15 protein-coding genes and 2 pseudogenes are annotated in these 17,109 nt (G+C 42.1%); 11 read left to right on the forward strand and 6 right to left on the reverse strand.

Features of this window, described 5'->3' with window-relative positions; translation table 11 throughout:
- Positions 1 to 430, reverse strand: a pseudogene (locus SORDD27_RS07565) (glutathione peroxidase); the annotation flags it as partial.
- Positions 431 to 631: 201 nt separating this feature from the next.
- Here SORDD27_RS07565 and SORDD27_RS07570 point away from each other — a divergent pair.
- From SORDD27_RS07570 to SORDD27_RS07600, 7 genes are read left to right on the forward strand one after another with little or no spacing between them, the layout of a single operon-like run.
- Positions 632 to 910, forward strand: a complete 279-nt coding sequence (locus SORDD27_RS07570; RefSeq protein WP_000108756.1) for a TIGR04197 family type VII secretion effector — start codon at positions 632 to 634, stop codon at positions 908 to 910.
- Complete coding sequence (locus SORDD27_RS07575; protein ID WP_000088602.1) at positions 907 to 1,266, forward strand: DUF3958 family protein; 360 nt, start codon at positions 907 to 909, stop codon at positions 1,264 to 1,266. The genes SORDD27_RS07570 and SORDD27_RS07575 overlap by 4 nt, the downstream gene beginning before the upstream one ends.
- Entirely contained in the window at positions 1,256 to 2,893 is a 1,638-nt protein-coding gene (locus tag SORDD27_RS07580) for a T7SS effector LXG polymorphic toxin (protein ID WP_000510502.1), read from the forward strand. The genes SORDD27_RS07575 and SORDD27_RS07580 overlap by 11 nt, the downstream gene beginning before the upstream one ends.
- Positions 2,894 to 2,905: 12 nt before the next feature.
- Positions 2,906 to 3,517 carry a TipC family immunity protein gene (locus SORDD27_RS07585; protein ID WP_000751738.1) on the forward strand — a complete coding sequence of 204 codons (612 nt, stop codon included), beginning with the start codon at positions 2,906 to 2,908 and terminating at the stop codon, positions 3,515 to 3,517.
- A gap of 4 nt (positions 3,518 to 3,521) precedes the next feature.
- Positions 3,522 to 4,139, forward strand: a complete 618-nt coding sequence (locus SORDD27_RS07590; RefSeq protein ID WP_000721848.1) for a TipC family immunity protein — start codon at positions 3,522 to 3,524, stop codon at positions 4,137 to 4,139.
- Positions 4,136 to 4,603: a hypothetical protein gene (locus tag SORDD27_RS07595; RefSeq protein ID WP_002881860.1), complete on the forward strand. Its 468-nt coding sequence runs from the start codon at positions 4,136 to 4,138 to the stop codon at positions 4,601 to 4,603. Before SORDD27_RS07590 ends, SORDD27_RS07595 begins: the two co-directional genes overlap by 4 nt.
- Positions 4,604 to 4,615: 12 nt before the next feature.
- Entirely contained in the window at positions 4,616 to 5,224 is a 609-nt protein-coding gene (locus SORDD27_RS07600) for a TipC family immunity protein (RefSeq protein WP_000734669.1), read from the forward strand.
- Positions 5,225 to 5,337: 113 nt separating this feature from the next.
- On the opposite strand, the gene SORDD27_RS07605 is transcribed toward SORDD27_RS07600, so the two are convergent.
- From SORDD27_RS07605 to SORDD27_RS07620, 4 genes and pseudogenes are all read right to left on the reverse strand, one after another.
- Complete coding sequence (locus SORDD27_RS07605) at positions 5,338 to 5,877, reverse strand: DUF3278 domain-containing protein (protein WP_061428368.1); 540 nt, start codon at positions 5,875 to 5,877, stop codon at positions 5,338 to 5,340.
- A 12-nt stretch (positions 5,878 to 5,889) separates the two neighbouring features.
- Positions 5,890 to 6,230 (reverse strand): annotated as a pseudogene (locus SORDD27_RS10390) (hypothetical protein).
- A 10-nt stretch (positions 6,231 to 6,240) separates the two neighbouring features.
- Positions 6,241 to 6,783: a DUF3278 domain-containing protein gene (locus tag SORDD27_RS07615; protein ID WP_061428370.1), complete on the reverse strand. Its 543-nt coding sequence runs from the start codon at positions 6,781 to 6,783 to the stop codon at positions 6,241 to 6,243.
- A gap of 15 nt (positions 6,784 to 6,798) precedes the next feature.
- Positions 6,799 to 6,993, reverse strand: a complete 195-nt coding sequence (locus SORDD27_RS07620; protein WP_001082470.1) for a helix-turn-helix transcriptional regulator — start codon at positions 6,991 to 6,993, stop codon at positions 6,799 to 6,801.
- A gap of 162 nt (positions 6,994 to 7,155) precedes the next feature.
- Here SORDD27_RS07620 and rsmH point away from each other — a divergent pair, with 162 nt between their 5' ends.
- Genes rsmH through mraY form a run of 4 tightly spaced genes read left to right on the forward strand, consistent with a single transcriptional unit; the run spans position 7,156 to position 11,675 of the window.
- Positions 7,156 to 8,106, forward strand: a complete 951-nt coding sequence (gene rsmH, locus SORDD27_RS07625) for a 16S rRNA (cytosine(1402)-N(4))-methyltransferase RsmH (RefSeq protein WP_061428372.1) — start codon at positions 7,156 to 7,158, stop codon at positions 8,104 to 8,106.
- Positions 8,107 to 8,116: 10 nt separating this feature from the next.
- Positions 8,117 to 8,434 (forward strand): cell division protein FtsL, encoded by a 318-nt coding sequence (gene ftsL, locus SORDD27_RS07630; protein WP_000840795.1) that lies wholly within the window; start codon positions 8,117 to 8,119, stop codon positions 8,432 to 8,434.
- A 3-nt stretch (positions 8,435 to 8,437) separates the two neighbouring features.
- The gene (pbp2x, locus tag SORDD27_RS07635) at positions 8,438 to 10,693 is read left to right on the forward strand and encodes a penicillin-binding protein PBP2X (RefSeq protein ID WP_061428374.1); all 2,256 of its coding nucleotides are present in this window, start codon (positions 8,438 to 8,440) and stop codon (positions 10,691 to 10,693) included.
- Between the two features lies 1 nt (position 10,694).
- Complete coding sequence (gene mraY / locus SORDD27_RS07640; protein ID WP_000625795.1) at positions 10,695 to 11,675, forward strand: phospho-N-acetylmuramoyl-pentapeptide-transferase; 981 nt, start codon at positions 10,695 to 10,697, stop codon at positions 11,673 to 11,675.
- A 69-nt stretch (positions 11,676 to 11,744) separates the two neighbouring features.
- On the opposite strand, the gene SORDD27_RS09790 is transcribed toward mraY, so the two are convergent.
- Positions 11,745 to 16,868: an SIALI-17 repeat-containing surface protein gene (locus SORDD27_RS09790; RefSeq protein ID WP_081103399.1), complete on the reverse strand. Its 5,124-nt coding sequence runs from the start codon at positions 16,866 to 16,868 to the stop codon at positions 11,745 to 11,747.
- Between the last annotated feature and the right edge of the window lie 241 nt (positions 16,869 to 17,109).

Genomic DNA, 17,109 nt, shown 5'->3' on the forward strand with positions numbered 1-17,109 from the left:
GGAAGAGAAGCGCTCAAGGACTTGCCCATCTCGGGTCAATGAGAAACTTAGCAAAATTCCATTCGATTCGTTTTCCTAGCGGACCAGACTTCTGGTCTTTTAGCCAAACATAAAGAGGATCAGCCTCCTTGCCGTTGACCTTGATCTTGGCAAAGCGAGGGAAAGTGGTCTGGTAGTGTAGACTGCAGAAGCTATTGATTTCCTCTGCGCTGCCGGGTGCTTGTCCCATGAATTGATTGCAAGGGAAATCTAGGATTTCAAAGCCCTTATCTTGATAGCGTTCATAGAGGTCTTGGAGCCCTTGGTACTGGGGCGTTAAGCCACATCCAGTAGCAGTGTTGACAATCAAGAGCACTTTGCCACGATAGCTCTCTAGGGGAGTCGCTCGGTTATTTTGGTTTAAAACGGAAAAATCATATATACTGGTCATGAGGGCCTCTTTTCTTTTTCTACATTCTAACAGTTTTTACTTTTTTCGTCGAGTCGGATGAGAGAAGTTGTTGAAAAAATACACAATAGTAAATAAATCAGGACAAAATGATGCTCCTTTTATGAAACATGGTATAATAGGCCTATATAGCTAAATGGAGTGAACCTATCACTAGGGAATGAGAAAAAGGATAGAATAGTCATGTCAACAGTAAAAAGTGATCTAAATCTTGCGCAAACATATGCGACTCAGTTGAAAAATGCTTGTCAATCGTTAACAGCGATCGCTGCGGCTAGTCAAGATGACCTAACGACTCTTCAAGGGAATAACAAGGCCCATCAATGTCTGACAAAGGATCAAAATCTAGCTAGTCAGATTACAGCCGCTGTCACCTTGACTTCAGAACGACTGCACTCTGTAGCGAGTGATTTTGAGGCGCTAGATGAAGCGGCTGCCAATGGTTTTAGGAGTCATACATGAGCAGGTTGGATGAGTTGAAGAAAAGAGAGCGAGAACTCTTGTACCAGCTAGAAGACAATGGAAAAGAGAAGTATCGCACCAAAGAACTGATAGAAACCTTTGAAGGGTATGATAGAGCTAGTCACCGTTATCAAAATGATTTGTGGGAGGTGGCCTATCAAAGCCGATACGCAGGACAGTTGGAAGAAACGCTCCTGCAAAGAAACCAACTTAAAAATCAAATCTTTGAGGATCTCAGCTACCACATGGATGATTTGAAAAAAGAAAAATTCCGGTTAGAGGGAGACTTGGATGAGGTCTACTATGAAAGACGCAAAGAACTAGAAAGAGAGGAGGAGAAACGACATGGGCATTGATATGTACTTAGAACAATCACAACTACAAAGTTCGAGTGTAGCAACCATGTGCCAATCTCAGGTGGAGGCTTATCAAGACTTGCAATCAGCTATTCAAAAGTTTTCAGAAGATACGGATAGTCTAAAGGGCGATGCTTATGATTCGGCTAGAAGTTTTTTTGCAAGTGTCTTATTGCCCTTGAGCAAAGGGGGACAACTCTATGCAGAAACCTTCTCTCAAGCTATCAAGAAATTACCAGAAGACTACCAAACGATGGTCGACAGCAAGAGTTGGCGCGAGGATGATCTGCTTGATAAGATCCGTCAGGAAGAGCAAATGATTGCTTATCTAGATGAAGTCAACCAATCTCTTTCGAGCTTGACCATGGATAGTGAAGAAAAGGGGAGATTGAGACGCAGTAATGTGGAACTCATGCGAGGACACCATGCGAATAAACGCGTCTATGAAACGATCTTGAGAGACCTGCGTGCCTATGATAGCTACTCAGGAGGGCTTTTCGATGAACTAGACAGTATCGATGTGCAACTGAGTCGTGGACTGGCCCAGATTGAAAGTAGTTGGGATGCAAAAAATGGGGTCTTTAAAGTTCCATCTGACCTGACTTGGGCCAACTACCTGACTGCCTATTCTGACACAAAGGATTTGAAGCTCAGCCGTCAAGAGAAGGCCTTTGTCCAAACCATGATGGCAGAATACGGCTTTGACGCAGAGACAGCCCAACAGCTCTTGACCATCAAGCAAGGGATAGACAAGAAGTTCCCAACCTCTAGTCAAGAGTTCCGTGACTATATCTTTTTGCGAGTCGTCGGTGCGGCCAACTATGATGACTTTAAGTGGAACGAAACGGCAGGTGGATTGTGGCAATATTTTTATTACGAATTTGTGAGTGATCCGAATACAGGCCAAAAATTGAGAACTTTGAAACCAGTTCTTGAAATCTTTCAAGAACTGGGGTTGAAAGAAGAAAAGGCCAAAGAACTGTACTATAATCTTAGATTGCAACATACACTAGCTGGTGGAGGGAGTGATTCGGAGACAATGAAGTCAAGAGACTTGTCAGAGTATAATGAAGCGAAAGATAAGTATGAAAAAGTTTATGGCAAAAATAATAAATTTGACGAATTTTGGGACAGCAAGTTAAAGGCCTATTCTAACAATGGAGCAGGCCATGCAGACTTCACCCACCAGTCCATCACTATGGCGACTCACCTTAATCCTAATCAAGCTCAGTTAGCCGATCTCTATGGCGGTAGAGAGCATGTCAAAGACCTCTCAGGCTGGGAGGGAGATACGACCTTTAATGCAAACGATATGAAACCAAGTATCGGAGAAGATGATTACAAAGCAGATTTGGACTCGGTCAACCTTACCGGCCGTATGCAGAAGGGGCAATCCTATGACCAAGCTATCTCTTCTTACTATGCTGACCTTCAAAAAGACTCTTCTCAGAGAGAAAGAGAATTCTTGAAAAATAAGGATTGGAAACAGGTCAAAGGTACGATTTATGCAGGGGTAGCGCCTACAGATATACTGAGAAAGGGTGAGGCATCTATTAAAGAGTATATTGAGGAAAAATACCCAGAAGTATCCACATTTTTAAATCGTTTAGAGGCTGTGGCAGATTAGGAGGAAAAGTTAATGAAGAAAACACTCGGTTTAGTAGCCTTATTCGTGATAATCGTATCATCCTGTTTTTACTTTTTTGTGCGTCAACCTAAAAACATTTTTGATGAAATTTACCAAGAGACGGAGAAGACCTATCTAGGAAATAATGTCTTTAACAAGTTGAAAGATGTTGAAGCACATAAATATCAAGAGTATAGTGATGATTCTAGATTTTATCCAAATGTGGTCTATAAGGGAAATGCTTTACCAGATAGCTATGAGAAAATTGCTATAGATTTTAATTTTAAATCCGAAGCTCAATTAAGCTTGATTTCATTTGAAAAAAGTATAGAGTCTAACGTGAATATAAAAATGTGGACTGTATATTCTCATAAAGACCGTACTTTAAAAAAATTTGTCAAAATAGGTTTAAAGAAAGCAGATACGGAAACTTATATCGAAGACGAAGCTCAGGTGAAATCCTATCTAGAGCAGTACGGTATCACTGCTAAGGACTTGGATTCCTACTACGACGAAATCGTCAACCAGAAAGTCTTGAAGGACTGGTGCACGATTTATAACAGCAAGTACTCGCCAAGCAACTATGGCGATGTCAAGATTGAAACCCAGTGGGAAAATTGGTGACAATATGAAGAAAATCCTAGGCCTAGTAGCTTTATTCGTGATAATCGTATCATCTTGTTTTTACTTTTTTGTGCGTCAACCTAAAAATATTTTTGATGAAATTTACCAAGAGACAGCAAAAAATTATTTGGGCCATTATAACTTCAAAGACTTAAAAAATGTGACAGTAAAAAATCGAAAGCTTTATGATTCGAATATGAATGAAACGGATAAGTATGAATCAATAATAACATACGATGATTCTTCTCTTGGAAGCGATGTGAAGAATTTAGAACTACGGTTTAATTTTGATGGTAGTAGTAAAGGGGTAAATATTTGGTTTGAAAGATATGCTAACTCAGGAGAAAAAATTAACTTTGTTATTCATTACGAATTTAAGAAAAAAGTATTAGTTAAAAAAATTCTGATTTATGAAAATAGATCGGAAACTTATATCGAAGACGAGGCCCAAGTGAAATCCTATCTAGAGCAGTACGGTATCACTGCCAAGGATTTGGATTTTTATTACGATGAAATCGTTAACCAGAAAGTCTTGAAAGACTGGTGTTCCATCTATGACAGTAAGTATTCACCAAGCAACTATGGCGATGTCAAGATTGAAACCCAGTGGGAGAATTGGTGATAGGCCACGCAGACTTTACCCACCAGTCCATCACTATGGCTACTCATCTAAATCCTGGCAGCTTTCAGTTATCCGACGTCTATGGTGGTAGAGAGAATGTCAGAGATCTTTCTGGATGGGAGGGAGACACGACTAAAAATGCTACGGATATGAAACCAAGCATTGGCGAGGATGATTACAAGGCAGATTTGGACTCGGTCAACCTTATCGGCCGTATGCAGAAGGGGCAATCCTATGATCAAGCTATCTCTTCTTACTATGCTGACCTTCAAAAAGACTCCTCTCAGAGAGAAAGGGAATTCTTAAAAAATAAAGATTGGAAAAAGGTCAAAGGTACAATCTACGCAGGGGTAGCGCCTGCGGATATACTGAGAAAGGGTGAGGCATCTATTAAAGAGTATATTGAGGAAAAATACCCAGAAGTGTCCACATTTTTAAATCGTTTAGAGGCTGTGGCAGACTAGGAGGAAAAGTTAATGAAGAAACTACTAGGTAGGGCAGCGTTAATGTCATTTATCATATTCACCTGTTTTTACTTTTTTATCCGTCAACCTAAAAATATTTTTGATGAAATCTACCAGGAGACAGAGAAGACATATCGTACAAATAATATTTTAAGAAACATAGATGGGTTTAAAATTAGTCCAGGTTGGCCTAATGATGGAGAATATTTTGCATACACCCCTTCAGGGAAGTATCAAACTCATCCTGAAGGTTATAAAGACATAAGTATTGGATTTAATTTTGGTTCAGGTATTAAAGGAATGACGATTCTTTTTGAAAGAAAGACTAATTCGAATATTACCCTATGGTATTCAGCACACTATAATATAAAAAAGAAAATCCTCAAAAAAGAGCTTGCGATTTTTGAAGAGCCAAGGCAACCAGGTCAATTTATTGATGATGAAGAAAAAGTAAGAGAATATTTAAGAAAAAATAATATTTCCAAAGAAGAATTAGAGAAAGACTTCGACGAAATCGTCAATCAGAAGGTTTTAAAAGACTGGTGCTCGATTTATGACAGTAAATACTCGCCAAGCAACTATGGTGATGTCAAGATTGAAACCCAGTGGGAGAATTGGTGACGAGGGTCAGTAGATATTTTGGAAAATATCCTATGAATTGAAGTGGAAATCCCACCTAGAACGAACTAGGTGGGATTCTTTACCTATAAAATGAGAAATTAGCGAATCTTGCTCTATTTTTTAACGTGTTCCGATAAAAAGGTGTAGGTCATTGTTCCAAAGATGGCACCAATTCCCAAACCTAAGACTAGTAAAGGGAGCGTTTTATCGAACTGGGAGAGATTGTCCCAAAAGGTATTGAGGGGGAGATGCTGAACAAAGAGTTTGTGAAAGGCTGATAAGACAAACAAGCCAATTGGAATACTGATGAATACACCCCAACTACGAAGGTTGATTTGGCTTTTGCTGTAGCTTTTGTGATGGATTTCGGACGGGTCATCCTTGTCTAAATGTAAGTTGCGAACTGCTAGTCTCGCCCTAGATGAGAGAACGAAGATAAGTCCAAAATAGAGGTAGGGCATGGCATCTCGAATCAACTCTATGAAGCGTCCAAATAGGAGATAGAACAAGAAGAGTAGGAGGGAGGAGTATACGATTTGGATCAAGGCACGGGCACAAGCCTTGTAAATCATCTCTTGACGGCATTCATCAAAAGGCCCTTGTATGTGAAAGAATAGTTTGAGTAAGCGAGTGGTGAGATCTTCTTTTTTCATGGGAGTAATCTCCTAAATGAGCGATTTTTGATTGATTTCTTTAAAGAGTTGATAGAGAGTATAGAAGTAAACCAAACTCGAAATGATACAGATTATTAGAAATACCAGGTATCTCCAATCCATAGGATTTGTTAAAAGTTGTGGAAAGGATACGAGGATAAAACAGAGAGATGCCTTTAGAAGATGTATTTTTTTGATTGGATTTTCTGGAATCTCTGTCCCTTGTTCAATACAGGAAGGAATAAAAGAAAGATAATTAAGAAAGGATGCTTAATATGTCCAGAAAGTAGGAAAAAGGTAACAAAAATACTGATAAAAACATGACTGATCAGTAGTTTAGCTAGTGATTTCATAAGGCACCTCCTAGTCGTCTTCTTGCTCTTTCTTGGCTTTTTGAATGCGAAGAGAGACGATAATTTGTATGGTCACTCCGAAGAAGAGGGTAGCTAGGATAGTTGATACAAAATGTCCTGTATTTAAAAGAGAACCAAGATAATCCTTGCTATCATCGGTTAGGACATTCAGAAGCGGTATTCCAAAGAACATGCCCATGCCATAGATCAGACCAGCTTTTAGACCAGGAAAATGTAGCTGTTTACTTTCTTTCTTACTTAACATTTCGGGATCAATAGCTGTGATGCCCGTTTTTTTGGTTTGAGAGACCACATAGAGGGCAGCCATCATCGAAATACCAAACACCACGAGAGGATAGCCGATAGCGACAATTTGCGGGTATTTATAAGCAAGGACAAAGGGGATGAGGTTGCCAAATATCATGAGATAAAAGAGAACGATAAAGACCTGATTCCCGATACGATCGGCCTCGCGCCGTTTGTGTTCGTCAAGGGGACCAGAAATACCGTATATGCGTTTGATGAGTTTTTCAGTGAGAGTTTCTTTTTTCATTTGTTTGCTCCTTTTTTAAAAATCGTCTTCCCAAAAGAGGCTATTGAGGTCAGTTTGGAGGCTGCGGGCGAGGTTGAGACAGAGTTCCAGGGTTGGATTGTACTTGTCGTTTTCAATCATGTTGATGGTCTGTCTCGAGACACCGATATCTTTGGCGAGCTCGAGCTGAGAAATGCCCAATTCCTTGCGGAATTCTTTCACACGATTCATAGGATCTCCTTTCTGATATGTCGCATATATTTGACTATATTATATTCTTTTGGAGATGGTGTGTCAAGTATACACGACATTTTTTTGAGAATTTTTTTCGAAGAAACTTAGCCTTGTCTGACAAGTGCAAGCTGGTCAGATTTGTGGTAAAATAGATAGGATATGACAAAAGAATTTCATCATGTAACGGTCTTGCTTCATGAAACGATTGATATGCTTGACGTAAAACCTGACGGTATCTACGTTGATGCGACTTTGGGCGGAGCAGGCCATAGCGAATATTTATTAAGTAAATTGAGCGAAAAAGGGCATCTCTATGCCTTTGACCAGGACCAGAATGCCATTGACAATGCGCAAAAACGGTTGGCACCCTATATCGAAAAGGGGATGGTAACCTTTATCAAGGATAACTTCCGTCATTTGCAGGCACGTTTGCAGGAGGATGGTGTCCAGGAAATTGATGGAATTTGTTATGACTTGGGAGTGTCCAGTCCTCAGCTAGATCAGCGTGAACGTGGCTTTTCTTATAAAAAGGATGCGCCACTGGATATGCGGATGAATCAGGAAGCTAGTCTGACGGCCTATGAGGTGGTCAATCATTATGACTATCATGACTTGGTTCGGATCTTTTTCAAGTATGGTGAGGATAAATTCTCTAAACAGATTGCCCGCAAGATTGAACAAGCGCGTGAGGTGAAACCCATTGAGACGACGACGGAGTTGGCAGAGATTATCAAGTCGGCCAAGCCTGCCAAGGAACTCAAGAAAAAGGGACACCCTGCCAAGCAGATTTTCCAGGCTATCCGAATCGAAGTCAATGATGAACTGGGGGCGGCAGATGAATCTATCCAGCAGGCTATGGATATGTTGGCTCTAGATGGTAGAATCTCAGTGATTACCTTCCATTCTCTAGAAGACCGCTTGACCAAGCAATTGTTCAAGGAAGCTTCAACAGTGGAAGTTCCCAAAGGCTTGCCCTTCATTCCAGATGACCTTAAGCCCAAGATGGAATTGGTATCCCGCAAGCCAATCTTGCCAAGTGCCGAAGAGCTAGAAGCCAACAATCGTTCGCATTCAGCCAAGTTGCGCGTGGCTAGAAAAATTCACAAGTAAGAGGAAAAACATGGCAGAAAGAATCGAAAAAACAAGCCAGTTATTGCAAACGAAGTTTAAAGGTTTTTCACGTGTGGAAAAGGCCTTCTATGTTTCGATTGCTGCAACAATGATTATCCTGGCAATTAGCGTTGTGTTTATGCAGACCAAGCTATTACAAGTTCAGAATGAATTGACTAAGGTCAATGCTCAAATCGAAGAAAAGAAAACCGAGCTAGACGATGCCAAGCAAGAGGTCAATGAATTGATTCGTTCAGAACGTTTGAAAGAGATTGCAAACTCCAAGGATTTGCAGCTGAATAACGAAAATATCCGAGCAGCGGAGTAAGAAATGAAACAGTGGAAAGAAAAAATCATCCGTTATGCCGTTCGTAACCGTAAATCTACAGAAGAAAATCGTCGAAGAGTAGGGAAAAGCCTGAGTTTATTGGCTGTCATACTCTTCGCGGTCTTTTTGGTCAACTTTGCGGTCATTATCGGAACGGGTAAAAAATTTGGTAAGGACTTGGTTCAAGAAGCCAACAAGGTCCATCAAACAACCAAGACGATTCCTGCAAAACGGGGCACCATCTACGATCGTAATGGAACGCCTATTGCAGAGGATGCGACTTCTTATAATATCTATGCCGTTATTGACAAGACCTACAAGTCAGCAACAGGCAAAATTCTCTATGTAGAGGATTCTCAATTTAATAAGGTAGCTGAAATTTTCCATAAATACCTAGATATGGAGGAGTCTTATGTCAAGGAACAACTTTCTAAACCAAATCTCAAGCAAGTTTCCTTTGGTGTTAAAGGTAATGGAATCACTTACGCCAACATGATGGCCATTAAAAAGGACTTGGAAACTGCTAAGGTTGAGGGTATTAATTTTACGACTAGTCCAAATAGAAGTTATCCAAATGGGAAATTTGCATCATCCTTTATTGGTTTAGCACAGTTACATGAAAATGAAGATGGCACGAAAAGTCTAATTGGGACATCTGGTATCGAGAGTTCCTTAAATAGTTTATTGGCAGGGACAGATGGTATTATTACATACGAAAAAGACCGTCTAGGTAATATTGTTCCTGGTACAGAACAAGTCACCCAACAGACCGTAAACGGGAAAGACGTCTATACGACCCTATCTAGTCCTTTGCAGTCCTTTATGGAAAGTCAAATGGATGCCTTCCAAGAAAAACTAAAAGGTAAGTATATGACCGCGACCTTGGTCAGTGCAAAGACCGGTGAAATCCTTGCTACCACTCAACGACCGACCTTTAATGCAGATACTAAAGAAGGAATTACTAAGGACTTTGTTTGGCGTGATATTCTTTATCAAAGTAACTATGAACCAGGATCAGCCATGAAGGTTATGACGTTAGCTTCTTCTATTGATAATAATACCTTCCCAAGTGGAGAATACTTCAATAGCAGTGAATTCAAAATAGCGGATGCGACGACTCGAGATTGGGATGTTAATGATGGTTTGACTACTGGTGGGATGATGACTTTCTTACAAGGTTTCGCTCACTCCAGTAATGTTGGAATGAGTCTACTTGAACAAAAAATGGGAGATGCTACTTGGTTGGATTATCTAAAACGCTTTAAATTTGGGGTTCCAACTCGCTTTGGCTTGACAGATGAATACGCTGGTCAACTTCCAGCTGATAATATTGTTAGTATTGCTCAAAGCTCATTTGGGCAAGGAATTTCAGTGACACAAACACAAATGCTTCGTGCCTTTACAGCTATTGCTAATGATGGAGTTATGCTGGAGCCAAAATTTATAAGTGCTATTTATGATACTAACAATCAGTCTGTACGTAAGTCACAAAAAGAAATAGTAGGAAATCCTGTTTCCAAAGAGGCAGCAAGCACAACTCGAAATCACATGATCTTAGTTGGGACGGACCCTCTATATGGAACTATGTATAATCACTACACAGGAAAGCCAATTATAACAGTTCCTGGACAAAATGTAGCAGTTAAATCCGGTACGGCTCAAATCGCTGATGAGAAAAATGGAGGATACTTGGTTGGTTCTACCAATTATATTTTCTCAGTTGTGACTATGAATCCTGCTGAAAATCCTGATTTTATCTTGTATGTAACGGTTCAACAGCCTGAGCATTATTCAGGTATCCAGTTGGGAGAATTTGCCACCCCAATCTTGGAGCGGGCTTCAGCTATGAAAGAATCTCTCAATCTTCAGTCAACTGCCAAGAGCTTAGATCAGGTCAGCAAGACGACAAGCTATGCCATGCCAGCTACCAAGGACTTTACTCCGGGAGACCTAGCAGAGGAATTGCGTCGCAACCTTGTCCAACCAATCGTTATCGGAACAGGAACCAAGATCAAGGAACTCTCGGTTTCTGAAGGAGATAATTTGGAAGCCAATCAGCAGATCTTGATCCTGTCAGATAAGGTCGAAGAAATGCCTGATATGTACGGCTGGACAGATGAAAATGTGCAAACATTTGCCAAATGGCTGAATATAGAAGTCGAGTGGGAAGGTAGTGGCAAAACGGTCAAGAAACAAAGTGTCCGTGCCAATACAGCCCTCAAAGACATTAAAAAAATGAAAATAACTTTAGGAGATTAAGATGATTAGTTCCATTAGTGCTGGAGTTCTAGCCTTTCTATTGACCTTGATAGGTATTCCAGCCTTTATCCGATTTTATCGAAAAGCACAGATTACGGGTCAGCAGATGCACGAGGATGTCAAGCAACACCAAGCAAAAGCTGGAACTCCAACCATGGGAGGTCTTGTCTTCCTGATCGTTGCAGTTGTTGTGAGCTTCCTTGTCGCTCTCTTTACCCAACAATTGACCAACAATGTAGGCATGATTTTGTTTATCTTGGTTTTGTATGGTTTGGTAGGTTTTTTGGATGATTTCCTCAAGGTCTTTCGTAAAATCAACGAAGGCTTAAATCCCAAGCAAAAACTTGCTCTCCAGCTCCTTGGAGGAGTGATTTTCTACCTCTTTTATGAGCGTGGTGGCGACATGCTTTCAGTCTTTGGCTACCAAGTACATCTGGGAATTTTCTATATTTTCTTTGCCCTTTTCTGGCTAGTTGGCTTTTCAAATGCGGTGAATCTGACGGACGGGATTGACGGCTTAGCAAGTATTTCAGTGGTGATTAGCTTATCGGCCTACGGTGTGATTGCTTATATGCAAAATCAACTGGATATCCTTCTTGTGATTCTTGCCATGATTGGTGGTTTGCTAGGTTTCTTCGTCTTTAACCACAAGCCTGCCAAGGTCTTCATGGGGGACGTTGGGAGTTTGGCTTTAGGGGGGATGTTGGCAGCAATCTCTATGGCCCTCCACCAAGAATGGACCCTCTTGCTGATTGGGATTATCTATGTCTTTGAGACAAGCTCTGTCATGATGCAAGTCACCTACTTTAAACTTAGTGGTGGAAAGCGTATTTTCCGTATGACGCCTGTCCATCACCATTTTGAGCTTGGAGGATTCTCAGGCAAGGGCAATCCTTGGAGCGAGTGGAAGGTTGACTTCTTCTTTTGGGGAGTTGGACTTCTAGCAAGTCTCTTGACCCTAGCCTTTTTATACCTGCTGTAAACATAACTTTTGATGACAAAATAAAACAGGATGAAGGTGATCTTCATCCTGTTTTTGTGTGCTTAAAGGTTAGTTGGAGTTATCCTTTCTTCCTTTTAACATAAAAGTGGCTGTGAGGGCTAGGCTGAGGCCTGCTAAGAATAGGAGTGGGTTGGACGCTTCTCCTGTTGCTGGAAGTTCTTCTTTAGGAGAATGATTTCCAGTTTTAGCAAGGCTCGGACTAGCTGAAAGTTGTTCAGCCTCGTGTGCTAAGGTTTCTGTATCTGAAGCACTTGGTTTTTCATCTGTACTAGGGGTTGTTCCAGCAACTTGATAGACGACAGCATAGGTACTGAAATGATTAGTGATGAATTCTACCTTTCCGTCTCGAACGGTGAAATCAAGGGCTTGCAACTCCTTGGTCGGAGTAATATAGTAGACCTTTTCTACGTTAGTTGAAATAGGCAAGCGAACCAAGACAGAGCCTTTTGGCTGCAAGCTATGATCTGTTGGATTTTTCAGTTGTAGGTCGTAAGCATCATAGGTCTTACCAAAGAGTTCCTGAGCTAGGACACGTCGGCTAGAGATGTGAGAAATTCCTTCTAAGTCACTGATTCCACCAATGATTTCCACTCCAGTTTTCTTATCTTTTAAGACTCGAACTGGATAATCAGGAAGGCTAAGGGTTGGAGCAGCCTGATCCCCACTAGTTCCGATAGGGTCAGTGTACTCAGGTTTTTCAACAGTAGGAGCTTCCTCTTGCCCTGCCGTTCCGATAGGCTCGGTGTACTCAGGTTTTTCAACAGTAGGCGCATCTTCTTGCCCTGCTGTTCCGATAGGTTTAGTGTATTCAGGAATTGTCACTGTAGGCGGTTCCTCTTGCCCTGCCGTTCGGAAAGGATCAGTATATTCAGGCTTTTCAACTGTAGGCGGTTCTTCTTGCCCTGCAGTACCGATAGGCCCAGTGTACTCAGGTTTTTCTACAGTAGGAGCTGGTTCCTCTCCCTTGCTTGTAGTTGGTTGCTTCTCATCAACTTTCTTTTCATCCTTTTTAGTAAAGACGGCTACGATAGGGCTGCTAGTGGTAGTTCCTTGAATAGCATATGCTTCAATCGCTTTTCCAGATTTGCGATTGGTTTCTTCAGGGATTGGGATTTGAACCTGATTGTCTTGGATTGATAGAATAGTCTGATCTCCACTTGTAACTAGATGTGTTTCATCCACCTTACGCAAAACTAGAGGATCTTTGACACCTGGGAAGGTCACTGCGATGGCTTCCCAATCTCCAGCTGGTAGGCTTAAGGAAATGGTTTTGTCATTTTCCTTAAGAGGCGCAATGCTCGGGCTATCTATACCAACAGCAGGGGCTTTGATGATATCAAAGGAGTCTAGAGAGATTTTCTTGCGACCTTCTGGCGAATCTGGGTCAACTTGTAGTGTCAGGGTGTGCGGACCGTCAGTAAGGTTTGTAAATTCGCCAATAAAGGCTCTCTTTTCAGTTGCGCCTGAAGTGTAGAAGTCTAGACTGGGCATTTCTTTGCCATCTAGTGTAACACGTGCTCGTCCAAGGGCAAGGCTCTTCAAGCCATAAATACGAATACCTGTCCCTGTAAAGGAAATAGTTGCCTGAGCTTCTGAAGCTGCACTAGAGTCACTGTTGTTGATGTCCGCGTATTTTTCCGTACCTCCGTAGAGTTCAGGGTCAGACCAGTCCTTAAACTGGGAACCATACTGGATGCGCGAATCACGATCATCCATTTTTTCAATCGTATTTCCTGCTCCTGCTAGGATCTTGAAGTAGTCTAAGGAAATTTTCGAGCGCTCACTACCACGTCCTTTGTGCTCACGTTTAACACGAAGAGTCAATGTGTGAGGTCCGTCAGATAATCCTGAGAAGCGACCGATGAGACTACCTTTTTCAGTTGCTCCAGCAGTATGGAAATCAAGTTCGCCGACCTCTTTGCCATCAATTTTAGCAGTGGCAAGACCTAGTTCAGATGATTTCAGTCCATAGATTTCGATACCAACGCCAGTGAAAGGAATGGTGGCAGTGAGGTCTTCGTCTGTGTAGTCTCCTTTTGAAAGGTCAGCAAATTTCTCAGTTCCTCCAAATAATTCTGAGTCTGCCCAGTTTCCAAAGGCAGCTCCGTACTGGATACGGTTATCTCGATCGTCCATCAATTCACTAGGAGTTTCTACAGTGACCTTTTCAGATACTTGTGTGGAAACTTCGCCCAGCATCGCCTTGACGGTATAAGTATAGGCGAGTTGAGGATTTAGTGATCGGTCAATAAAGTGGGTTTGATTGGTTACAAATTCTCTAGTTGCAGAGGTTTGGCCAGATTCATCTTTTACTTGTCTTTGGATGACATAGTGGGTAGCGCCTTCTACTTGGTTAAAGGTGAGTTCGGCAGTGACTCCATTTTGTCGAACGGCTGTCAGACTGGTCACACGGCCAGGGAAATGTTCAAAGGTAATGACGTCACCTTTTTGTGTTGCAAGCTGGATACGATTATCTTTAAGGATCGTTGCCTTGACTGGTTTGCCATTGACCTTGATTTGGCTGGCTTCGATATTTGGATAGTCTACAATTAGGTCTCCACCGACATTTGAAAGGAAGGACAAGCTTTGCAGGTTTTTATCTTTCCACTTCATGCTGACTTCAAAGTTTCCACGGGCAACCAAGCCAGAAACCTGACCGTCCTTCCAAGCATCAGGAAGAGCTGGTAATGGTGCAATATAGCCAGTATGTGATTGGAGGAGCATTTCTGCCATCCCACTGGTTGCCCCAAAGTTTCCGTCGATTTGGAAAGGCGCGTGGGTATCCCAAAGGTTTTCTAGGGTTGAATACTTGAGCTGTTCGGCGAGCAAGCGATGGGCACGGTTACCGTCCAGCAGACGAGCCCAGAGATTGATTTTATTGGCCTTAGACCAACCTGTACCACCATCTCCACGGTGGTTGAGGGTAGCACGCGCAGCTTCTAGGTATTCAGCCTGGTCCTTGCTAAAGAGCGTACCTGGGAAGAGACCAACTAGATGGGAAACGTGACGGTGGTTGTTTTCAATCCCTTCATTGGTGAATTGTGGACTGTCCTCCTCGTACCATTCCTTGATGCGTCCCTCTTTATTGATGTGAAGTGGTTTAAGTTTGTCAAATTTAGCCTTGACCTCTGTGACTAAGTCTTGGTCGACTTTCAGATGGTTGGCAACTTCCATGTAGTCGTGGAATAGCTGCCAGACTAGCGATTGGTCAAAGGTGTTTCCGATGGTGATGGTTCCGTGTTCTGGTGAGTAGGATGGAGAAGACACCCAACGGTCACTGGCCTGGTCATAGTGCAAGAAGGAGTTCCAGAACTTAGCTGTTTCCTTGAGCATTGGATAAATCTTTTCTTTGAGATAGGTCTCATCCTTGGTGAATTTATAGTAGTCATAGACGTTCTGCATCATCCAAGCATTAGCAGCCGGAGACCAACCCCAGTAGTAATTCCAGCCTGGAGTAGTCCAGCCAAATGGTGTCGCCTGGGTGTGGACCAGCCAACCATTTTCTTGTCCGTCTTTGGATGCGATACCAGCGTATTCCTTGGCAGCAATACGACCATAGTAGCGCATGTCATCAATGTAATTGATCATTGGCTTGGCTGTTTCAGCAAGGTTGCTCATGTAGGCTGGCCAATAGTTCATTTGCAAATTGACATTGAGGTGGTAGTCAGCGTTCCAAGGTGGATTGTCTACGGCATTCCAGACTCCTTGGAGGTTGGCAGGAAGGGCATCTGTCCGATCACGAGACGAACTGATGAGTAGATATCGGCCGTATTGGAAGAAGAGTTCTTCCAATTTTTGCCCTTTTTCTGGGTTATAGCCTTGAAGGGCCTCTTTTGTCGTTTGAGCAGTCTTGTTTCCGCCTAGGTTTAGTTTAACGCGGTTAAAGAGACTTTGATAGTCCTTGATATGGGCCTTTTTAAGTGTCTCGTAGTCTTTGGCCTTAGCAGCTTCTACAATCCCTTTAACTGTTTTTTCGAGGTCAATGTCTTTTCGATAGTTGGTTTTAGGATTTTGAGCAAAGTTTGTTTTGGCGCTGAGGTAGAGGGTTGCATAACTTGCGCCTGTAACGGTTAGTGTCTCATTCTGAACAGTCACCGTTCCATCCGTTTTAATTCCTAGATAGGATGCAAATTTGAGGCCGTTATCTTTGACAGTTCCCTTTAGAAGGATTCCGTTTGCATCTGTAGTGACATGACCATTCTTATAGTTGGAATATTCCCAAGAGTAGTTGCCATTAGCAAGCAAGTCTTCCGTCAAACTGTTCCAAAGGGTAAAGTCAAGTGTCTTGTTTCCTTTTTTGGTCAAGTGGGTCACAGTGACATCATCAGGATAGCTGGAGAAGGTTTCGCGTTTGAAGGTCGTCCCATCTTGGGTGTAAGAAGTGGTTGTAGTGGCTTCTGTGATATCCAGATTACGGTGATAATCAGTTACAGTATCTAGTCCTTTCTTCTGGTTATTAAAGACCATAAAGATATCTCCAAAGGCTAGGTAACGTCCATACTGGGCGTTGTTTGGTCCAACTAGATTTTGTTCAGCCAGTTGTTTGGCTTTTTGGCGATCACCAGCTTCGAGGGCTTTACGTATCTCTGCTAAGACCTTGTAGCGATTCTTGTAGTTTCCTCCGTTATAGTCGGTGCTATCGGGTTGTGGTCCTCCTGACCAGAGGGTCTTTTCGTTGTACTGGATTCTTTCTTCGCCAATGAGTCCGAAAACCTTGGCTCCCATTTCTCCGTTTCCGACAGGAAGGGCTTGTTTTTCCCATCCATCATAGGAGGGAGCTGTTGGCTGATCGTAGTTGAGTTGATAGTTTTCTTGCTTTGTCACCGGCTGATCTGCTTTTTCAGGTTCCTTATTTTCTTTAGCTTCTACAATGGCTTCTTCACTAGCTTGACTATTTGTCGTCTGAGTCTCGTTAGCTGGCTTGCTTTCGGAAACTACTGGGCTCTCGGCTAGAGACGGTTTTGTAGTTTCAGTAGCTTCAGCAGCTTTGGGTTCACTATCAGGCTTAGTGATAGCTTCGACAGAGGTTGGTTCAGTTTGCTTGACCTCAACACTGTCTGCAGCTACAGTATGGTTGACTAGAAAAACAGCCCCCAGTAAAACAGAAGCAGTCCCAACCGTCAGCTTGCGGATGCTATAGCGACAGGATTTGTCCCAAAAGTGTTTTTTCATAAAACCCTCCTTTGTTTGTTCGAAACCGCTTACATTTTATGAAGCAGTTTCGTTTATTTTGTTTCTATTTATCTCCTTACCTCCCATTCTAATGGTCGCTTAGCATTTGTCAAGAGGTTTTTGGTGAAAAACATATTTGAGATTGCTTTTTCTTAAAAAAGTAGAAGAAAGAGAGGAAAGGGTGGAATTATTCGTAATTTTATAGTTCATTCTGATTGTAAGACTGACTTAGAATTAGCTT

The sequence above is a fragment of the Streptococcus oralis genome (assembly GCF_001579025.1).
Lineage (GTDB): Bacteria > Bacillota > Bacilli > Lactobacillales > Streptococcaceae > Streptococcus > Streptococcus oralis_X.

Excerpts from the sequence above, each read along its gene's own strand:
- SORDD27_RS07570 (WP_000108756.1), top strand. The coding sequence starts at position 632 with ATGTCAACAGTAAAAAGTGATCTAAATCTTGCGCAAACATATGCGACT.
- SORDD27_RS07575 (WP_000088602.1), top strand. The coding sequence starts at position 907 with ATGAGCAGGTTGGATGAGTTGAAGAAAAGAGAGCGAGAACTCTTGTAC.
- SORDD27_RS07580 (WP_000510502.1), top strand. The coding sequence starts at position 1,256 with ATGGGCATTGATATGTACTTAGAACAATCACAACTACAAAGTTCGAGT.
- SORDD27_RS07585 (WP_000751738.1), top strand. The coding sequence starts at position 2,906 with ATGAAGAAAACACTCGGTTTAGTAGCCTTATTCGTGATAATCGTATCA.
- SORDD27_RS07590 (WP_000721848.1), top strand. The coding sequence starts at position 3,522 with ATGAAGAAAATCCTAGGCCTAGTAGCTTTATTCGTGATAATCGTATCA.
- SORDD27_RS07600 (WP_000734669.1), top strand. The coding sequence starts at position 4,616 with ATGAAGAAACTACTAGGTAGGGCAGCGTTAATGTCATTTATCATATTC.
- SORDD27_RS07605 (WP_061428368.1), bottom strand. The coding sequence starts at position 5,877 with ATGAAAAAAGAAGATCTCACCACTCGCTTACTCAAACTATTCTTTCAC.
- SORDD27_RS07615 (WP_061428370.1), bottom strand. The coding sequence starts at position 6,783 with ATGAAAAAAGAAACTCTCACTGAAAAACTCATCAAACGCATATACGGT.
- SORDD27_RS07620 (WP_001082470.1), bottom strand. The coding sequence starts at position 6,993 with ATGAATCGTGTGAAAGAATTCCGCAAGGAATTGGGCATTTCTCAGCTC.
- rsmH (WP_061428372.1), top strand. The coding sequence starts at position 7,156 with ATGACAAAAGAATTTCATCATGTAACGGTCTTGCTTCATGAAACGATT.
- ftsL (WP_000840795.1), top strand. The coding sequence starts at position 8,117 with ATGGCAGAAAGAATCGAAAAAACAAGCCAGTTATTGCAAACGAAGTTT.
- pbp2x (WP_061428374.1), top strand. The coding sequence starts at position 8,438 with ATGAAACAGTGGAAAGAAAAAATCATCCGTTATGCCGTTCGTAACCGT.
- mraY (WP_000625795.1), top strand. The coding sequence starts at position 10,695 with ATGATTAGTTCCATTAGTGCTGGAGTTCTAGCCTTTCTATTGACCTTG.
- SORDD27_RS09790 (WP_081103399.1), bottom strand. The coding sequence starts at position 16,868 with ATGAAAAAACACTTTTGGGACAAATCCTGTCGCTATAGCATCCGCAAG.